19 protein-coding genes are annotated in these 16,869 nt (G+C 34.6%); 10 read left to right on the forward strand and 9 right to left on the reverse strand.

From position 1 onward, the window contains the following. Window positions 1-84: 84 nt before the first annotated feature. The 3 genes from ACW0JX_RS11540 to ACW0JX_RS11550 all read right to left on the reverse strand — a co-directional run bounded on the left by ACW0JX_RS11540 (window position 85) and on the right by ACW0JX_RS11550 (window position 2,277). Window positions 85-345 carry a hypothetical protein gene (locus ACW0JX_RS11540; protein ID WP_048657278.1) on the reverse strand — a complete coding sequence of 87 codons (261 nt, stop codon included), beginning with the start codon at window positions 343-345 and terminating at the stop codon, window positions 85-87. A 385-nt stretch (window positions 346-730) separates the two neighbouring features. Then, a complete protein-coding gene (locus ACW0JX_RS11545; RefSeq protein ID WP_048657279.1) occupies window positions 731-1,513 on the reverse strand; it encodes a glycosyltransferase family 2 protein in 783 nt (260 codons plus the stop codon). A gap of 179 nt (window positions 1,514-1,692) precedes the next feature. Further along, a complete protein-coding gene (locus tag ACW0JX_RS11550; protein ID WP_048657280.1) occupies window positions 1,693-2,277 on the reverse strand; it encodes a LysE family transporter in 585 nt (194 codons plus the stop codon). Window positions 2,278-2,393: 116 nt separating this feature from the next. On the opposite strand from ACW0JX_RS11550, the gene ACW0JX_RS11555 reads away from it, so the two are divergent. Then, complete coding sequence (locus ACW0JX_RS11555) at window positions 2,394-2,951, forward strand: helix-turn-helix domain-containing protein (protein WP_048657281.1); 558 nt, start codon at window positions 2,394-2,396, stop codon at window positions 2,949-2,951. Between the two features lie 374 nt (window positions 2,952-3,325). Here ACW0JX_RS11555 and ACW0JX_RS11560 read toward each other — a convergent pair whose 3' ends face one another. Continuing rightward, window positions 3,326-3,997, reverse strand: a complete 672-nt coding sequence (locus ACW0JX_RS11560) for a BclA C-terminal domain-containing protein (RefSeq protein WP_459245785.1) — start codon at window positions 3,995-3,997, stop codon at window positions 3,326-3,328. A 220-nt stretch (window positions 3,998-4,217) separates the two neighbouring features. On the opposite strand from ACW0JX_RS11560, the gene ACW0JX_RS11565 reads away from it, so the two are divergent. Then, entirely contained in the window at window positions 4,218-5,255 is a 1,038-nt protein-coding gene (locus ACW0JX_RS11565; protein WP_459245679.1) for a DUF4183 domain-containing protein, read from the forward strand. A 62-nt stretch (window positions 5,256-5,317) separates the two neighbouring features. Here the strand turns inward: ACW0JX_RS11565 and ACW0JX_RS11570 are convergent, their stop codons facing one another. Beyond that, complete coding sequence (locus tag ACW0JX_RS11570; protein WP_001121647.1) at window positions 5,318-5,608, reverse strand: DUF4183 domain-containing protein; 291 nt, start codon at window positions 5,606-5,608, stop codon at window positions 5,318-5,320. 469 nt (window positions 5,609-6,077) lie between these two features. Here ACW0JX_RS11570 and ACW0JX_RS11575 point away from each other — a divergent pair, with 469 nt between their 5' ends. Next, window positions 6,078-7,343, forward strand: a complete 1,266-nt coding sequence (locus tag ACW0JX_RS11575) for an exosporium glycoprotein BclB-related protein (protein ID WP_459245680.1) — start codon at window positions 6,078-6,080, stop codon at window positions 7,341-7,343. Between the two features lie 248 nt (window positions 7,344-7,591). Here ACW0JX_RS11575 and ACW0JX_RS11580 read toward each other — a convergent pair whose 3' ends face one another. Beyond that, window positions 7,592-7,774 carry a hypothetical protein gene (locus ACW0JX_RS11580; RefSeq protein WP_089170973.1) on the reverse strand — a complete coding sequence of 61 codons (183 nt, stop codon included), beginning with the start codon at window positions 7,772-7,774 and terminating at the stop codon, window positions 7,592-7,594. A 150-nt stretch (window positions 7,775-7,924) separates the two neighbouring features. Further along, window positions 7,925-8,557: a cupin domain-containing protein gene (locus tag ACW0JX_RS11585; RefSeq protein ID WP_000217700.1), complete on the reverse strand. Its 633-nt coding sequence runs from the start codon at window positions 8,555-8,557 to the stop codon at window positions 7,925-7,927. Window positions 8,558-8,787: 230 nt separating this feature from the next. Between ACW0JX_RS11585 and ACW0JX_RS11590 the strand changes: the two genes are divergently transcribed. The 3 genes from ACW0JX_RS11590 (at window position 8,788) to ACW0JX_RS11600 (ending at window position 11,344) form a co-directional block, all read left to right on the forward strand. Further along, complete coding sequence (locus ACW0JX_RS11590; protein WP_141241064.1) at window positions 8,788-9,093, forward strand: luciferase domain-containing protein; 306 nt, start codon at window positions 8,788-8,790, stop codon at window positions 9,091-9,093. 93 nt (window positions 9,094-9,186) lie between these two features. Then, window positions 9,187-10,497 carry a phytoene desaturase family protein gene (locus ACW0JX_RS11595; protein WP_089170975.1) on the forward strand — a complete coding sequence of 437 codons (1,311 nt, stop codon included), beginning with the start codon at window positions 9,187-9,189 and terminating at the stop codon, window positions 10,495-10,497. Further along, window positions 10,475-11,344, forward strand: a complete 870-nt coding sequence (locus ACW0JX_RS11600; protein WP_459245681.1) for a sigma-70 family RNA polymerase sigma factor — start codon at window positions 10,475-10,477, stop codon at window positions 11,342-11,344. The genes ACW0JX_RS11595 and ACW0JX_RS11600 overlap by 23 nt, the downstream gene beginning before the upstream one ends. 33 nt (window positions 11,345-11,377) lie before the next feature. Here ACW0JX_RS11600 and ACW0JX_RS11605 read toward each other — a convergent pair whose 3' ends face one another. Continuing rightward, complete coding sequence (locus ACW0JX_RS11605; RefSeq protein WP_001100984.1) at window positions 11,378-11,536, reverse strand: hypothetical protein; 159 nt, start codon at window positions 11,534-11,536, stop codon at window positions 11,378-11,380. Between the two features lie 304 nt (window positions 11,537-11,840). Here ACW0JX_RS11605 and ACW0JX_RS11610 point away from each other — a divergent pair, with 304 nt between their 5' ends. From ACW0JX_RS11610 to ACW0JX_RS11620, 3 genes are all read left to right on the forward strand, one after another. Further along, window positions 11,841-12,434, forward strand: a complete 594-nt coding sequence (locus tag ACW0JX_RS11610; protein ID WP_089172110.1) for an O-methyltransferase — start codon at window positions 11,841-11,843, stop codon at window positions 12,432-12,434. Between the two features lie 313 nt (window positions 12,435-12,747). After that, complete coding sequence (locus ACW0JX_RS11615) at window positions 12,748-13,860, forward strand: toxic anion resistance protein (RefSeq protein WP_000137402.1); 1,113 nt, start codon at window positions 12,748-12,750, stop codon at window positions 13,858-13,860. A 24-nt stretch (window positions 13,861-13,884) separates the two neighbouring features. Next, window positions 13,885-14,718: a DUF3974 domain-containing protein gene (locus ACW0JX_RS11620; protein ID WP_000008372.1), complete on the forward strand. Its 834-nt coding sequence runs from the start codon at window positions 13,885-13,887 to the stop codon at window positions 14,716-14,718. Between the two features lie 57 nt (window positions 14,719-14,775). On the opposite strand, the gene ACW0JX_RS11625 is transcribed toward ACW0JX_RS11620, so the two are convergent. After that, on the reverse strand, window positions 14,776-16,335 hold the full coding sequence (locus ACW0JX_RS11625) for a glycoside hydrolase family 10 protein (RefSeq protein WP_089170976.1): 1,560 nt from the start codon (window positions 16,333-16,335) through the stop codon (window positions 14,776-14,778). Window positions 16,336-16,562: 227 nt separating this feature from the next. Between ACW0JX_RS11625 and ACW0JX_RS11630 the strand changes: the two genes are divergently transcribed. Then, window positions 16,563-16,868 carry a PTS sugar transporter subunit IIB gene (locus ACW0JX_RS11630; RefSeq protein ID WP_000865907.1) on the forward strand — a complete coding sequence of 102 codons (306 nt, stop codon included), beginning with the start codon at window positions 16,563-16,565 and terminating at the stop codon, window positions 16,866-16,868. Window position 16,869: the final 1 nt, after the last annotated feature.

The raw sequence follows: 16,869 nt of genomic DNA on the forward strand, positions 1-16,869 counted from the left end.
AATAAAATATGCTTGTTTGATATAAATGTGTGTCAAATTTACCAAAATATATTTTGGCATGCATAAGAAAATTAAAATACTTTTTTAGCAAATAATAGCGGCTTCAGTGACAGATGGTAGAAATAATTTACGTGGTATTGTAATAATCTCAAGCGCAATTTGCGTTGAATATAGGAGTATTTGATTTAAATCTAAAGCGAGTGTTAAAAGTATTATGAAGCTTGTAAGAATTACAAAACTACCCCAAAAAAAACTTTTTGAAGTGTTTCGGAAATCTTTTATTAAGGAAAAGAAAGAAAAAGATGCGGTAACAATAAGAATGAAAAATTTATACTTATCAGACATTATAACCCTCCCAAAGAACAGTAGTTTATATTATACTGTATTTTTCAATATTATTATAAAAAGATTTTAAAGTGAATAATAAGAAAAAATAAAGCCATAACTTAAAACATTAGTTTAGGTTCTATTATTTGAATTCTTTGTTTTAGAAGGTATATAATCTGAAATTTAAAATTTTCCAAATGAATTACCATTTTTTATTTCTGATCCAACATCAGGTGCTCAATGAAATGGTATGAAAGATTATAGGCTGGTGATACGATATTAAATAAGAGGAATCTGCGTGCAGCGAGAGTCCTAGCTCGGATTTCTACTAGAGAAACATATTTAGTTGGAGTTGGTATGTTAATAAAAAACGGATGGATGTGGAAACTAAATATTCATGACATTAAGGATAAAGGTCGGGAAATATAATTTGGTATTCTGGGAATAACCGGAGGTCCGTAGTTAAAGTTGCATAGAATTTGTATTTTGTTTCTAATTTTTCAATTGTTGTTAAGTGATGAGAACCTAGTCCACGCTGTACACTGTGTTGAGAAAGAGTCGGTCCAATTTGTAATTTTCGTTTTTTCATTGCATCGTTCCATGGACTATAAAAAAATTTAAAAATAAAAGCAGGTTCTATGTAAATGCTATAAGGATAATGCGAACCATGTCTTCCGACTCTATAGTTCCCGTGCGAATTATTGTGAATTAATCTACCGTTAAGATATAGTTGATTTGGATTAGGGTGAATTATTATGCCGTGATAACGTTGTTTAACAAGCGGAGAACTATATCTTGGATTAGTGTAGCCATGAGTCGGTTCATCAATCATCATAATCATTCTTATGGAAAACATATTGCCGCCCATAGTGTTAAGTGATTTAAAAAATTGTTCTTTATTATAACAGCATAGGAATTCTGTCGTATTTAATACCATTTTCCATCCTGTAAGTTCTCTTTCAATTTCCATAACTTCTTGATCAACTAAATAAGCATCAAATTCGAGTGATTTTGAGTTTCGTATTTCCCAATTAGGAGCGAATATTTTACAGATTTCAACTGACCGATCAGTGGATCCACGGTTAATAAGAATGCCGTGATCAAATAGCTTTGTATGGTGCATTAACCACCATGGAAGTAAATATTCTTCATTGTAAAAATGAGAAATTAGAGTAGTCTTAATCAAAATCACCTCCGTATTTAACCTGCTTCTTATTTAATATGATATGGAAGGAAACCTATTGTTAGAAGGTTTCCACTTAAAAGTTTTAAAACATATAGGGTATGTGGATAGATTAGTATATAAAGTAGTCTGATTGATGAAGAGTGGTATTAAAAAGTGCAAAATCTAAAATGAGCATTGAATTAGTGTATAACGATTGAAACGGCACTGAAAACTAATAAAACGGCCATAATGATGTTAAATAATTGGTTATGTTTCACTAATAATTTTTGGAATATTGAACCAAATAAACTCCAACTAAATGTACTCATTAAACCGACTACACCTAAAAATAATGAAAAAAGTATAAAACTTGAATATGAATTGTAGTAAGGGATTATGAAAGTCGATACTACAGTCAGTCCGAATAATATCCCTTTAGGATTAACGAATTGAAGAGAAATCCCCACTGTGAATAAATTTTTATTATCTTTTTCACCGGGATTCGTACTGCTTTTACTAGTAAGTATTTTAATAGCTAAATATAACATATACGCTACACCTAAAATTTTTAAAGGGAATTCGATTATGGGTAAGATATTAAGTAGTACAACATTAAAGAAACTACATAAAGAAGTGAGGATGAAAAAACCGAAAGATACTCCAAAGCAAAACTTCATGCTCTGTTTTAATCCGTGTTGATTTGCGTATGTCATCGCTAAAAAATTGTTAGGGCCGGGTGTGAAGCTACTTATAAAAACAAATAATAAAAAAGAAAATATAGGCATGTGAAAACCCCCTAATCATTTGTGTATGTTATAATGATCAAAAAGAACAATATAAAGTATGCTTTTTATTATACAAAATGGTCGTTATATTGTATATAGTATGGGAGTGTTTTTTTATGGAAGAAATTCAACTAATACTGGCGAAAAATTTAAAAACTATAAGAGAAAAAGAAAAATTAAGTTTGGAAAAAGTTGCCCAATTAACAGGTGTGAGTAAAACGATGATTGGACAAATTGAAAGAGGCGAATCAAGCCCGACACTAACAACAATATGGAAGATTGCAAATGGCTTGAAAGTTTCTTTTACCTCTTTAATCAACAATCCTCAGCCTGATACGAAAGTGATCTTAAGAAAAGATATTCAAGCATTGTCTGAAGACAATGGAAAATATAAAGTGTATCCTTCTTTTCCTTTTCAAGATGATAGACATTTTGAAATGTATACAGTAGAAATAGAAACAGAAGGGAAATTAAGTTCAGAAGGGCATAAAGAAGGCGCAGAAGAATTTATTACGGTATTTGAAGGTGAATTGACAGTAGAAGTGAATAACTGTCAATATACATTAAATAGTGGAGATTCAATTCGTTTTAAGGCCGATAGATCACACTCTTATCATAATTTAGGAGAATCTTTGACTCGATTAAGCATGACAATTTATTATCCAACTGCATAAGTGTGCATTTATAGTAACAAAAGATAAAACCATCTATAAGAGATGGTTTTTATTTTTTATCACTCACAAAAAAAGACACTCATCTGAGTGTCAACATAGTATTGCTCTCGCGTATAGGATTGGAGTATGTTTCTCAAATACGTATTGAGATGGTTCGTAAAAGAGAAACTGTCTTCATATTTAATGTAACATCGGTGGAAGTCAGTGTAAATTGATAATATATATACGGAAAATTTAGTATAGATAGTTTCTACTATGAATATAGTGCAATTTGTTCTTTAATGCGTCATCACTTTTATGAAATAATTGGGAAATTTTTGTTATGACAGACTTAGTATTTAATAATGTTTATTAGAAAAAGAATGAATCATTTTTTAATCGATTCGTATAATTGTTAGAGAGGCACCTGTTGAACCACCTCCAACCAAATTAACGATGGATAATACGCCGAATAATTGAAGTGAAATTGTATTACCGGCAATTAAATTAGTAATTAAATTAGTAATTAAATTATTATTATAATTTGAAGTTGATATAGCGGGAGAAAAAATAGAACCAGGAAGTGGAGTAGAAGCGTTTAATAGTAGTCTTGTTCCAGCGAGTAGAGCAGTTGTCGTATTAACTTGATAGGTTAAATAATATCTTCCGGTTACAGGAATTGTAAATATATCGTTTGAGGCGTTAACTGTAAAATTACCGAGGCTTTGGTTATTAGAAAGAGGAATATTAGTTCCACCTAATATCACAGAGATGGGATCACCTAATGTATTATTAGCGAACATAGAGTTTGTTGTAACTATTGACCCAGTACTTCCGGTAGGTCCAGTACTTCCGGTAGGTCCAGTACTTCCGGTAGGTCCAGTACTTCCGGTAGGTCCAGTACTTCCGGTAGGTCCAGTACTTCCGGTAGGTCCAGTACTTCCGGTAGGTCCAGTACTTCCGGTAGGTCCAGTACTTCCAGTAGGTCCAGTAAGTCTGTATGGAAGAATAATTTCAAGAGCTATTGATACTAGTTCTTCTATTCTTTTTTCATTTTTATCTTGAATTTAAATCACCTCATTTTTAAATTAGAATGCAATAAGTTTCGTGTTTTTGGAATGGAACTATCATTTTATTATATTAATAGTAGTAGTTAAAGCAACGGTAAAATGTTTAATAACTGTATGAATCATTTGGAAAGAAAAAAGAATAGTTATGAAAGTATTCCTTAATAATAGACTCATACTTATGTAAGTTAATTAAAAATATGTGGAATGAGGAATTAAATTGAAGCGGAATGATAAATTATCAATAAATAAAGGTAAGATAGAACCTGAGAATATTGGACCTACATTTCCAGCTCTTCCACCAATATATATTCCAACAGGAGCAACAGGAGCAACAGGAGCAACAGGAGCAACAGGAGCAACAGGAGCAACAGGAGCAACAGGAGCAACAGGAGCAACAGGAGCAACAGGAGCAACAGGAGCAACAGGAGCAACAGGAGCAACAGGAGCAACAGGAGCAACAGGAGCAACAGGAGCAACGGGAATAACGGGAGCGACAGGAGCAACAGGAGCAACGGGAGTAACAGGAGCAACGGGAGTAACAGGAGCGACAGGAGCAACGGGCGCAACAGGAGCAACGGGAGTAACAGGAGCGACAGGAGCAACGGGAGTAACAGGAGCAACGGGAGTAACAGGAGCGACAGGAGCAACGGGAATAACGGGAATAACGGGAGTAACAGGAGCAACAGGAGCAACAGGAGCAACGGGAGCAACGGGAATAACAGGAGCAACGGGAGTAACAGGAGTAACAGGAGCAACGGGAGTAACAGGAGCGACAGGAGCAACGGGCGCAACAGGAGCAACGGGAGTAACAGGAGCGACAGGAGCAACGGGAGTAACAGGAGCAACGGGAGTAACAGGAGCGACAGGAGCAACGGGCGCAACAGGAGCAACGGGTGTAACAGGAGCAACGGGAGTAACAGGAATAACAGGAGCGACAGGAGCAACAGGAGCAACGGGAATAACAGGAGCGACAGGTCCTACTGGGGGGATTGGCCTTATAACAACAACTAATTTGTTATTTTACACTTTTTCAGATGGAGAGAAACTTATATATACAGATGCAGATGGCATAGCTCAATATGGTACAACGAATATACTTTCACCTAGTGAGGTTTCGTATATAAATTTGTTTATCAATGGAATTTTGCAACCACAACCATTCTATGAAGTTAGTACTGGTAAACTAACTTTATTGGATAACCAACCACCATCGCAAGGTTCTTCAATTATTTTACAATTTATTATTATTAATTAAAAAAGACAGATTCTTAATGAAAAGGAATCTGTCTTTTTTGTTCTGAATTACATTCGTTAACATTAAGTGACGATAAATTCAATTGTAATTGGAATTCCGCCGTCTAATGCATCCCCACCAGGAATTGTAATAGCACCAGTAGGACCAGTAGTAACACTGGAGTTCACGCTTGGTTGAAGAATACCGTTCACATATAAGTTGTAATACGTGAAAGTCGGAAAAGCGGTTGCAGTAGTACCCGCATCGTTTAAACAAGCTGTGGCAGCAATTGCAAAAGCTGCACCTGTACCTGTGCCGGCTCCTAGTGTAGATGTAAATCTTCTAGATGCCATAAATGGTTGAATGATAGGCAATTAATTTTCACTCCTTACAATATTTTATTAGAACGAAGTATAAAATAACTTGTCCACTATATTGTATGAGAGTTTTTTATAATAGAAACGGCTTCACCTTTATAAGGTGAGCCCAATTTTAGTAAAGAAATGTTCTTTATTTATATGAAAAAATGATGTTATTACTTGCGGAATATATGTTAATCGTAAATTCGGTTTTTTGTATTCAAATTAAAATGTGTCTTTGAACCTAAGAGATAAACGTGGAAAAATAAAATAAACTCTTAAGTTTAGGTATTTAATCTAAGCAGTCAATTATTAAAAACATATAATTAATATGTGAGTCATGAACATAATTAAATAGCGTTTGTAAGTTTAATTATATTTCATGTTTCCTATTTTAAGTCAATATATGACACATACTCTTTTACAATTTTATGATCCTTATAATAGGAAAAACTCAAATATAAAACAAGTAAGGAGGACATAAATGACAAGTAATAATTGTTTCGGTCATAACCACTGCAATAATCCGATTGTTTTCACTCCAGAGTGTTGTAACAATCCACAAACAGTTCCGATTACTAGTGAGCAATTAGGTAGATTAATTACTTTACTAAACTCTTTAATTTCGGCTATTGCAGCGTTTTTTGCAAATCCAAGTGATGCAAACAGATTAGCTTTACTCAATTTGTTTACTCAACTATTGAACTTACTAAATGAATTAGCACCTTCTCCAGAAGGGAATTTCTTAAAACAATTAATTCAAAGTATTATCAACGTACTACAGTCTCCTAACCCAGATTTAAGCAAATTACTTTCCTTATTGCAACAATTCTATAGTGCTCTCGCACCATTCTTCTTCTCTTTAATTATTGACCCTGCAAGTTTACAACTTTTATTAAACTTATTAACTCAATTAATTGGTGCTACTCCAGGAGGAGGCCCAACAGGTCCAACAGGCCCAACAGGAGCGACTGGTGGCGGAGCAACAGGAGCAACAGGAGCAACAGGAGCAACAGGAGCAACAGGAGCAACAGGAGCAACAGGAGCAACAGGTCCAACAGGTCCAACAGGAGCAACAGGAGCAGGAGCAACAGGCCCAACAGGAGCAACAGGCTTAACAGGAGCAACAGGTTTAACAGGAGCAACAGGTCCAACAGGAGCAACAGGAGCAACAGGTCCAACAGGAGCAACAGGTCCAACGGGAGCAACAGGTTTAACTGGAGCAACAGGCTTAACTGGTGCAACAGGAGCAACTGGTGGCGGAGCTATTATTCCATTTGCTTCAGGTACAACACCATCTGCGTTAGTTAACGCGTTAGTAGCTAATACAGGAACTCTTCTTGGATTTGGATTTAGTCAGCCTGGTGTAGCATTAACGGGTGGAACAAGTATCACATTAGCATTAGGTGTAGGTGATTATGCATTTGTAGCACCACGCGCAGGGGTTATTACGTCATTAGCTGGTTTCTTTAGTGCAACAGCTGCATTAGCTCCATTATCACCTGTTCAAGTGCAAATACAAATATTAACTGCACCTGCAGCAAGCAATACGTTTACAGTACAAGGCGCACCTCTTTTATTAACACCAGCATTCGCCGCAATAGCGATTGGTTCTACAGCATCAGGAATCATTGCTGAAGCTATTCCAGTAGCGGCTGGAGATAAAATACTACTGTATGTTTCATTAACAGCAGCAAGTCCAATAGCTGCAGTTGCTGGATTTGTAAGTGCAGGTATTAATATCGTTTAATTTGTTACAATGTTTAGTAGGAAATTAAACAGGGGTTTGTATATAGTCCTTCCTAATAAATTTAGGAAGGACTATATTTTTTGAGGAAATAAGTAATAAATCAATTGAACAATTACTCTTTATTAAGTTCGTATAAAAAAGTATAATTTACCCTTTCTCATTTAAGGCATAAGTTATGTAACTTTAAAAATTTCCGATCAGCAAAAAAAGATGAATTCTTTTAAAAAAGAATTCATCCATAAAATAAACTATTTATTTTTATTACAGTTACATCCTTTTTTCTTTACATAGCCTTGCTCGGCTAAGTCTCTTTGCGATTGGGAATTGGAAGATTGAGAATTGGAAGATTGAGAATTGGAAGATTGAGAGGATGCTGAAGAGCTACTATTTTTATTATAAGAGTAGTTTTTTCGATAGTTATAATTACTCATAGTACTATCACCTCCAATTTAATATATAAATATTATATGTATGTACACTATCAATTGTTACTATTATTAATAGGAAGAGAACATACAATAAAAAAATCTCCTCGGTATTTTCCTAGGAGATAAATGATGATTCTTTTAAAAATTTACAAATTAATAGCCCCAGTAAAGAGGAAAGTAATAAGAATCTTGGTGATACGGATTATGTTGTTGAGGGAGGGGCTGGGTTGGGTAATTTTTCATTCCACGGTTTTGATTGCAGTTTGCCGGAGGGCCAATAACAGTAGTTGATTGAATAGGAGAAACCGCTTGTTTCCATTGTTGTTCATTGAGGCAGTAAGTATGGGCCATCATATGAGCCGGAGTTAATCTTAAAATATCAGAACCGAAAATAACTTCTGGCGCTGGGGCATTGAAAATGGCTAATAAATGAGTATTATCAGCTGTAGCAATTTCATAATGCCACCACGCTTGTGGAATGTTAGCAACTTGCCCCGGTTTTATCGGTAAGTTTAATATTTGATTCGTAAATGGATTAAGTAAAGAAACAACAGCAGACCCTGAAATACAATAAACAAGTTCAGCTGCATTTTGATGAATATGTGGTTCTACAACATTTCCTGTACTTAAATAAATATCTAATAAAGAAGTATTTTCTAAAGTATTTAATTGTTTAATGCCAAGTACATTTATATAATTTTGGGCATCTTTTTGAAAAAAATTACTTTTATTTACATCAAAAGTAAAATTGGTTGAGGGAGAGGTATAGTCGATGTTGACAGTCAATTGTATTACCCGCCTTTCTATAGGTAAGTTAGGTTACAAAATTAGGATATGTGTCTAGTCTTTGTTTTGTGCTGTTGTAGGTAGCTTAAATAAATTCACTTATTCCATAAAGAATAAAGGATTAAGATTAAACTATATTCGTATTCCCATTCATACTTTGGATTGATGGAAAAAAGTAATGAAAATGTTAATTTAAAAGTACATCAATCATTTATAAGGAGTGAATGTTCATGTCATATAGTGAAATGATTAGAAATGAAGTGCTCAGCTGGGCGGGGGTTTCTGAAAAAACGCATCGATTTGGTGGTATTGAAATAAATTATGGTAAGAAAGAACTTGGGCATCTTCATGGTGATAAATTAGCTGATTTACCATTTCCGAAGTTAAAGCGAGATGAATTAGTGAACCGAGGATTGGTAAAACCACATCACATATTACCTGAATCAGGATGGATCAGTTATTATATAAAGAGTGAAGAGGATATTCCATTTGCAATTGAGTTATTTCGTATGCAATATGACCGAATTAAAAAGTAATGAAATATAGTAGGGTAATAAAAATTTATTTTTATGTCACATCCCTCCTTAATCGTTCGTCTTGTATGTAGAACGATGAGGAGGGATTTTATTATGAAGAAATTTGATGTAGCAATTGTTGGCGGTGGGCTTGCTGGATTAACAGCATCTATATATTTAGCGAAAGCTGGAAAGAAAGTGATTGTATTAGAAAAATCCAGTCAATTCGGTGGCCGAGGGATGACTATAAATAAAAATGGAATCTGCATGAATCTTGGTGCACATGCTTTATATAGAGGCGGGGCAGCGTTTATAACTTTTAATGAGCTCGGTTTGAATCTTCCAGGTGGAATACCATCTACAAAAGCACATGGAATATGGAAAGGGGATATATTCACCATCCCAACAGATTTTCGCTCAATTTTATCAACACCACTACTTTCGTGGTCTGCAAAAGTACAATTCTCACGTCTTATGATTCGTTTAGGAAATTTAGATGTAGGAGAAGTTCCGAAAATGAGTCTAACTACATGGGCAGAAAATGAAATAAAAGATCCAATGGTTCGTAATATATTTTATGCGCTATGCCGGACAACAACATATACGTTTGCTCCTACAATACAATTAGCATCATCTGTACTAAAGCAAATACAGCTTTCTATAAAAGAAGGAGTGCTTTATGTAGATGGTGGTTGGGAGACGATAATAACAAAATTAAGAGATTTAGCGAATGATGTCGGAGTGAAATTTTTGGCTAAAAAGCATGTTTTGGAAATAGAGCATTACGAAGATAAACAAAGAATACATTGTGTTGATGATGAGTTTTTTGAAGTAGGTACAGTCATCGTGACGACTCCGCCAAAAGAGGCTTGTAAAATAATAAAAGGTGCAGAAGGAACAAGTTTGCATAGATGGAATGAACAATCGGTACCGGTTACTGTTGCTGCATTAGATATTGGCTTGAGACAATTACCCAATCCTACACATCAATTTGTATTAGGATTAGATCAACCTATATTTTTCACAAATCAATCGAGAGCAGCTAAATTAAGTGAAGATGGATCAATTGCAGTGAGTCTAATTAAGTACCATAATCCTGTGCTAGAGATGAATCACATTCATGAAGATAAAGAACAGTTGGAAAGTACGATGGAGTTGTTACATCCAAATTGGAAAAGAGAAGTTGTTGCACAGCAATATTTACCGAAAATAACAGTAGTACATGATTTTCCTCATATTGACCGTGTTGAAAATCCGGCTCCTAATATACCTGAAATGCCAGGTGTTTATGTTGCAGGAGATTGGGCAGGGCATGATGAAATATTAGCTGATGCTGCGGTAGCAAGTGGGAAACGAGCAGCGTTACACATTTTAAAGCAATATGAAAGTGAGGCAGTTCATCATGGAAACGGAGCAGTTATATGAAGCGTATCAACCATTATTATTTTCGTTAGCATACAGAATCCTTGGGAGTGTTATGGATGCTGAGGATATCGTTCAGGATGTATTTATCTCGCTAAATAATATAGAAGATCCTCAATCTATAGAAAATATGAAAGCATATTTATGTAAGATGGCGACAAATCGTTCAATTGATAAATTACGATCGGCAGCGCATAAACGTAACGTGTATGTAGGGATGTGGTTACCAGAGCCACTTGTAGACGAGAGTGATGGGCCATCAAAGTCATTTATAATGAAAGAATCCCTTTCCACCGCATATTTATTACTTTTACAACAACTATCTGAGGTAGAAAGGATTGTTTTCATATTAAGAGAGGTTTTCAGTTATGAATACGAAGAAATAGCTTCAATTGTTGATAAGAGTAGTGTGAACTGTAGAAAAATCTTTCAACGTGCACGAAAAAGCATGTTGGAGAAACCGAAGCAATCAAAATTAAGCACGGAGAAAATGGCTTCTTATGTTGAAAAGTTTGTAGCATCATTACAGTGTGGGGATACGGAAGGTATGTTGGAAGTATTAAAAACAGATGCTATATTCAAAGCTGATGGTGGCGGTAAAGTTACAACTGCGATCAATCCGATTTATTCTGCAGATCGAATTATTCGCTTGTTCTTTGGGATTGCACAACGATTGACAGAAGAATACACTGTTGATTTTAAAATGGTAAATGGTATACCAGGAGTTATAGTTACAATAAATAATAAAGTAACGTATGTTCTTTCGTTTGCATTTGAGGATGAGAAGATTTCAAATATTTATATGATGGTTAATCCTGAAAAACTTATGCATTTAAATGTAAAAATATAAAAAAGCGCATTTCTTTAGAAATGCGTTTTTTTATTATTTTTCTAACATTTCAAGAGGTACATCTTTTTCGCCAGCTACCTCAAATTTAATTTCCCCGTCTTCTTCATAAATACGTGTAATAATCGGTATAGTAATCATTAATTTTTTATGCTGCTTTCGTTTTCGAGCAGCATCTAAGCTAATCACGTTCATTTGTAAGCATCCTTTCTTCTGGAAATATATAAACAAAGAAAATGCGTCCGAAAAGGGCGCTTAATTGAATTTGAAATACCGATTCATTTAAATGGGGTTTATATAATTTAATAACTGCAATTTTAATATGAAATAATATGAATGGAATAATTGCACGTAGAAATTAACTTTACCAAAAAACGAAACAATATGCTATAAAAAATTATAAATCTTTGTCATATAACAGGAAAAAGGATTTCGTTTCGCATATAATAAAAAATAGACGGGCAGCAAGAGCTTTTTCATCATATTGCTTGGAAAGGCGATGAAAAGAATGGATACAGTAGATTCATTATTATTGCAACTTGAACAATATGGAGAAGAGCATGATCGAAATAAAAAAACAAGGGAAGAAAAACTACGGAATGTTTCTCGTGAGATGGGGCAATTTTTATCAATTTTAGTAAAAGGGTGTAATGCAAAAAATATCTTGGAAATTGGAACTTCTAATGGTTATTCTACATTGTGGTTAGCTAATGCGGTAGAAGAAACAAATGGAAATGTAACAACTGTAGAGCTTTCTTCAGAACGAGTTGGAGAGGCACTTGTCAATTTTGAAAAGGCAAACCTGTTACAAAGAATCGATATTCATAATCAAGAAGCAGGGGCATTTTTAGATTCCCAATTAGATCATTCATTTGATTTTATTTTCCTAGATTCAGAGCGCACGCAATACATGTGGTGGTTTGAACATATAAAACGTATGTTACAACCACAAGGTTTTCTTGTTGTCGATAATGCTACTTCTCATGCGAGTGAATTAGTTGAGTTTATAAAAATGATTGAAGAAGATGAAATGTTTGAAACAGTATTATTGGCATTTCAAAAGGGTGCATTTGTAGCGCGTAAGAAGAAATAGGATTGAGTGTAATATAATTATCACATTGAAAAAGGGTGTATGTCAAAAGATTGCGTGCAGTAGTATGGGAAGGACGTAATTTATATACGTAACATACGAAGAATCCGCCTTCAGCATGTCGGTCTCTAGGTCTTAAGTCTGAGGAAAATTATGTTGTTTACAGGTATACTTATAGTAAGAAACAGGGAATGACTGCATAAGCAGGTATTTCTTGAAAATTGATTTCATATAGGCTGTTTGCAAATGAAATACAATATATTAGATGAAATATAGTGCACATAAATTCGCACATATAAATAAAGGAGCGATTTTGTTGACTGAACTCGAGAAAAAAGAACCCGTATCAATTGTGAAAGATAATAATGTAGAAGTAGTAGTTGATACAGTTATAAAAGATGAAGAACTTGATGAATTAAATAAAGAAGCCGATCTTTATGTACAAAAGTTAAATAGCGAGCAAAATACAGATTTATCAAAAGTATTGTCTCAGCTAGGAGATTTAGGGGATAAAGAGCAACAAGCAGCAGGGCAAACGTTATCAGCTTTAAAACGCCCTGTAACAGCGATGATGAATGGGAAAAATGAAGAAATTCCAAATACATTGTTAGAATTAAGAAAAGTGGTATCAGAGCTTGATCCCAATTCACTTAAAGCAAGTGGTATGAAGAAAATTATGTTTAAAGTATTTAAGAAAAATCCACTTGAAACATACGTGCATAAATATCAATCTATAGATAAGCAAATTGAGGAAATTATTAGATCCCTTCTAATTGGTCGTGATAACTTACAAGAGGATACAGTTGGTCTTGAAATGTTAAAGGAACAATCGCACGATAAAATTCATGCTCTTGATAAACAAGTATACTTAGGGAAAAAGCTTGCTGGCATGCTTGAAGCTGAGAAACAAAACCCAGAGCGTCAAAGGGATATTCCGTTAATTAACGATGCATTAGAAAAGATACTTGTACGTACACGTAATATGCAGCAAGCGAAAAGTGTATTATTACAATCTATAGCTTCTGTAGACATCATTAAGAAAAATAATGAAAAATTAACAGAGGCAATACGTAATGCGATTACGATGACACAAAACGTTGTAACAGTTTCAGCTGCTATTCAGCTTGCATTAACGAATCAACGGAAAACAATTGATGCCGTAAATGCGACGAATGAAGCAATTGAATCGATGGTATTAAGTAATTCTCAAGCGTTAAAACAAAATACAGAAGAAACGACGAAATTGCTTGAAAACCCTGCTATTAGCATGGATAAATTACGTGAATCATTCCAAAATGTGTTCGCTGCAATTGAAGCATCTGAAAAATCGTCAGAACGTATTATTGAGTCAAGCAAGAAGTTCGTTATTGAACTAGACACATTTAATGATGAGATGAAGCAGAAACTCATTCAGCGTCCAAGGAAATAACGGATTATTAGAGGAGGTGAACAAATGAGTTTCATTCAAACAGTACTATTACTACTCGGTACATTGCTTTTAATAGCGTTTACTGTCGTTGTTTTAGTCGTATACTTCGGGCGGAAACTGTATTTTTCATGGACGAAGCCATATAAAAGAGCGCAAGATTCTCTAGATAAGATATCAAACAAATCAATACCGTTTCTACAAGAATTTACACAACATCCACTGTTTTATCGCTGGATTCGCACCGAAGGAAAGAAAGAACAAAATACATTAAATACTCTATTTTGTGCATCAGGTCAACGTACGAGAGAGCAAGTCTTCTCGATGTTACCGAAAGAAAAGCAGAAAAAAGTGCATGTAATGGCAAAAACTACGAAAAAACTTACGAATGAAGATATTGATGTGGCTGCGATGAAAGTGAAAGATTTCTTAAGACAAGAAACGCAGCAAACTGTAAAACCGACAGACTTATCATTTTACAAATTGTATTTTTATGACCGTTATCCAGACGCATTAAATACAATTCAAGCGTATAAACGCTCAATAAATCCTTCATTACAAAGAACGGTTGATGATATTACAATTTCAGTATTAAATGCACTTCCGTACTATCAAGAGCAACGCATGTTTGAACAACAACATAAACTTGAAACATTCTTAATGAAAGATTTAACGGCCATGTTATCGTTGGTAGTACAATTACCACCTTCACAAAGACCAGAGAAGGAAGAAGAACTGAAGATCTACTTGGAAAATTTCAAAAAAGAAATGGAAGTAGTAGAGCGAGATATTCGCGACTCGATTGATCACGATTTAAATGTGAAGATGAGGGCAGCGACTGAGAAGTTTAAGAATAAATAACAAAAAGCGCCTTAAAAGCTAAGTATCACAGCTTTAAGGCGCTTTTTTTATGAGATTTTATTTTGCTCTAACAGTAGTATGATTAGAAGCCACACTTTCATTATGCAATCGATCAACTGCAGTTACGACATACGTATACGTTTCTCCAGAAGTTGCTGTTTTATCTACATAAATTTCTCCAAGTTTTGTTTTTCTTACAGTAGTAAGTAAATTTTTAGGATTTTGTATATCCACTTCATTTTTCCCATTCACACGGTAAATAGCGTAATAAGCAGAATCATTATCTCTATTGTCAATGATACCGATTGCAATACCTTCATTTCTTGGAATGGCACCTTTTAAAGTCGGTTGTTTTGGTGGATCATGATCAATCCAAGGCATAGGCGGGATTAATGCAGGATGTTTATATATGTCTTTTGAGAGCTTATCTTTTATTCCTAGTGGGTTGTTATTTATATCTTTTAAGCTAAAATGCATACTACCTTTTATTTCAGGATATAGCCGGTTTAATGCAATTTGTCTTGGATATTCTTCTGGATCAGACCAAGCAGGGACGGAGTTATTATTAATTTTATAGGCCGCTTGACCAATGTATAGGTGAATCGGTTTGTTATTTGTTTCTTTAACCCACCAATCTACTAATATGTCATATGCAGCTGGGGTGAAACCTATATTCCAATATATTTGCGGTGTAATGTAGTCAATATATCCTTTTTGTATCCACTCACGTGTGTCAGCATAAAGGTCATCATAGTTTCTTTGGCCTGCGGTTGTGTTAGAGCCAGTGGGATCGTCAGCTATATTTCTCCATACGCCGAACGGACTAATGCCAAACTTTACATATGATTTTTCTTGTTTTATAGCAGTATTTAAATCTTTTACAAGTTCATTTACATTATTACGTCGCCAATCTTCTATATTTGTAAATCTACCATTATTATATGTTTCGTATGTTTTCTGATCTGGAAATTCTTCACCGGCTACTTTATATGGGTAAAAATAATCATCCATATGCAGCGCATCAATATCGTAATTTTGTACGATTTCTAAAGCGCCTTCTGTTATAAATTTTTTCACTTCCGGAATACCGGGATTGTAATATAACTTTCCGCCATAAGTGACAACCCAATCGGGATGTTGCCTTGCAGGGTGATTATTTGATAATCGATTTATATCGGTGTGATTCATCGTTATTCGGTATGGGTTAATCCAAGCGTGGAATTCTATATTTCTTTTATGAGTTTCTTCAATCATAAATGCGAGCGGGTCATAACCAGGATCTTTTCCTTGTGTTCCTGTAATGTATTCAGACCAAGGACCGTAATTTGAAGGATAGAAAGCATCAGCGGTTGGTTTAATTTGTACAACAACTGCATTCATACCAGTGCTTTTTACATCGTCTAATAACCTTATAAATTCTTGTTTCTGTTTTTCAATGGGTAAGCCAGTTTTTGAGGGCCAATCAATATTCAGAACAGATGCAATCCATACAGCACGTAATTCATGTTTTTTGTACGTAGTATTTACTTCAGCATAAGTAAAGTGAGGGGGAATGAAAGAGAAAGGGATGAACAAGATGACGATACAACATATCATTAATAAACGTTTAACGATCATTTATACGCCTCCCTATCATATGATTATTTAAAATAATATATGAGGCGAGGTTGACCTTGCAATAGAGAAAATTGCATATTGAAACATTAATTTAATAGGAAAAATATTTTTAATGAAATTTACTTTCATTATAACTAAATTCATTTACTACTTCATATGCTTGTTAGTAAAGTGAAACTTCCTTTCATTTGAAGGGTAATAAATTATAAGTATAGGAGGATTAATAAATGAAAGTTTTGTTCGTCTGTTCTGGAGGAATGTCCAGTGCAATTGTTGTAAACGCTTTAAAAAAAGAAGCGGAGAAAAATGGTGTGAACATGGAAGTGCATGCAATTGGAACGAATGAGGTAGAGGAAGAAGTAAAGAATGGCTGGGATGTCGTAATGGTGGCACCTCAAATAAGACACCGATTTGACTCTGTAAAAAAATTTGCAGAGGAGGAATCTATTCCGTGTGGGATCATACCGCCGCAAGCATACACACCGCTTGGTGGCCCGACTTTATTAAAAACTGTAAATGAATTAATCAGTTAGG

Source organism: Bacillus sp. C-3-6, assembly GCF_054509685.1.

Excerpts from the sequence above, each read along its gene's own strand:
- ACW0JX_RS11540 (WP_048657278.1), bottom strand. The coding sequence starts at position 345 with ATGTCTGATAAGTATAAATTTTTCATTCTTATTGTTACCGCATCTTTT.
- ACW0JX_RS11550 (WP_048657280.1), bottom strand. The coding sequence starts at position 2,277 with ATGCCTATATTTTCTTTTTTATTATTTGTTTTTATAAGTAGCTTCACA.
- ACW0JX_RS11555 (WP_048657281.1), top strand. The coding sequence starts at position 2,394 with ATGGAAGAAATTCAACTAATACTGGCGAAAAATTTAAAAACTATAAGA.
- ACW0JX_RS11575 (WP_459245680.1), top strand. The coding sequence starts at position 6,078 with ATGACAAGTAATAATTGTTTCGGTCATAACCACTGCAATAATCCGATT.
- ACW0JX_RS11580 (WP_089170973.1), bottom strand. The coding sequence starts at position 7,774 with ATGAGTAATTATAACTATCGAAAAAACTACTCTTATAATAAAAATAGT.
- ACW0JX_RS11590 (WP_141241064.1), top strand. The coding sequence starts at position 8,788 with ATGTCATATAGTGAAATGATTAGAAATGAAGTGCTCAGCTGGGCGGGG.
- ACW0JX_RS11595 (WP_089170975.1), top strand. The coding sequence starts at position 9,187 with ATGAAGAAATTTGATGTAGCAATTGTTGGCGGTGGGCTTGCTGGATTA.
- ACW0JX_RS11600 (WP_459245681.1), top strand. The coding sequence starts at position 10,475 with ATGGAAACGGAGCAGTTATATGAAGCGTATCAACCATTATTATTTTCG.
- ACW0JX_RS11605 (WP_001100984.1), bottom strand. The coding sequence starts at position 11,536 with ATGAACGTGATTAGCTTAGATGCTGCTCGAAAACGAAAGCAGCATAAA.
- ACW0JX_RS11610 (WP_089172110.1), top strand. The coding sequence starts at position 11,841 with ATGAAAAGAATGGATACAGTAGATTCATTATTATTGCAACTTGAACAA.
- ACW0JX_RS11620 (WP_000008372.1), top strand. The coding sequence starts at position 13,885 with ATGAGTTTCATTCAAACAGTACTATTACTACTCGGTACATTGCTTTTA.
- ACW0JX_RS11625 (WP_089170976.1), bottom strand. The coding sequence starts at position 16,335 with ATGATCGTTAAACGTTTATTAATGATATGTTGTATCGTCATCTTGTTC.
- ACW0JX_RS11630 (WP_000865907.1), top strand. The coding sequence starts at position 16,563 with ATGAAAGTTTTGTTCGTCTGTTCTGGAGGAATGTCCAGTGCAATTGTT.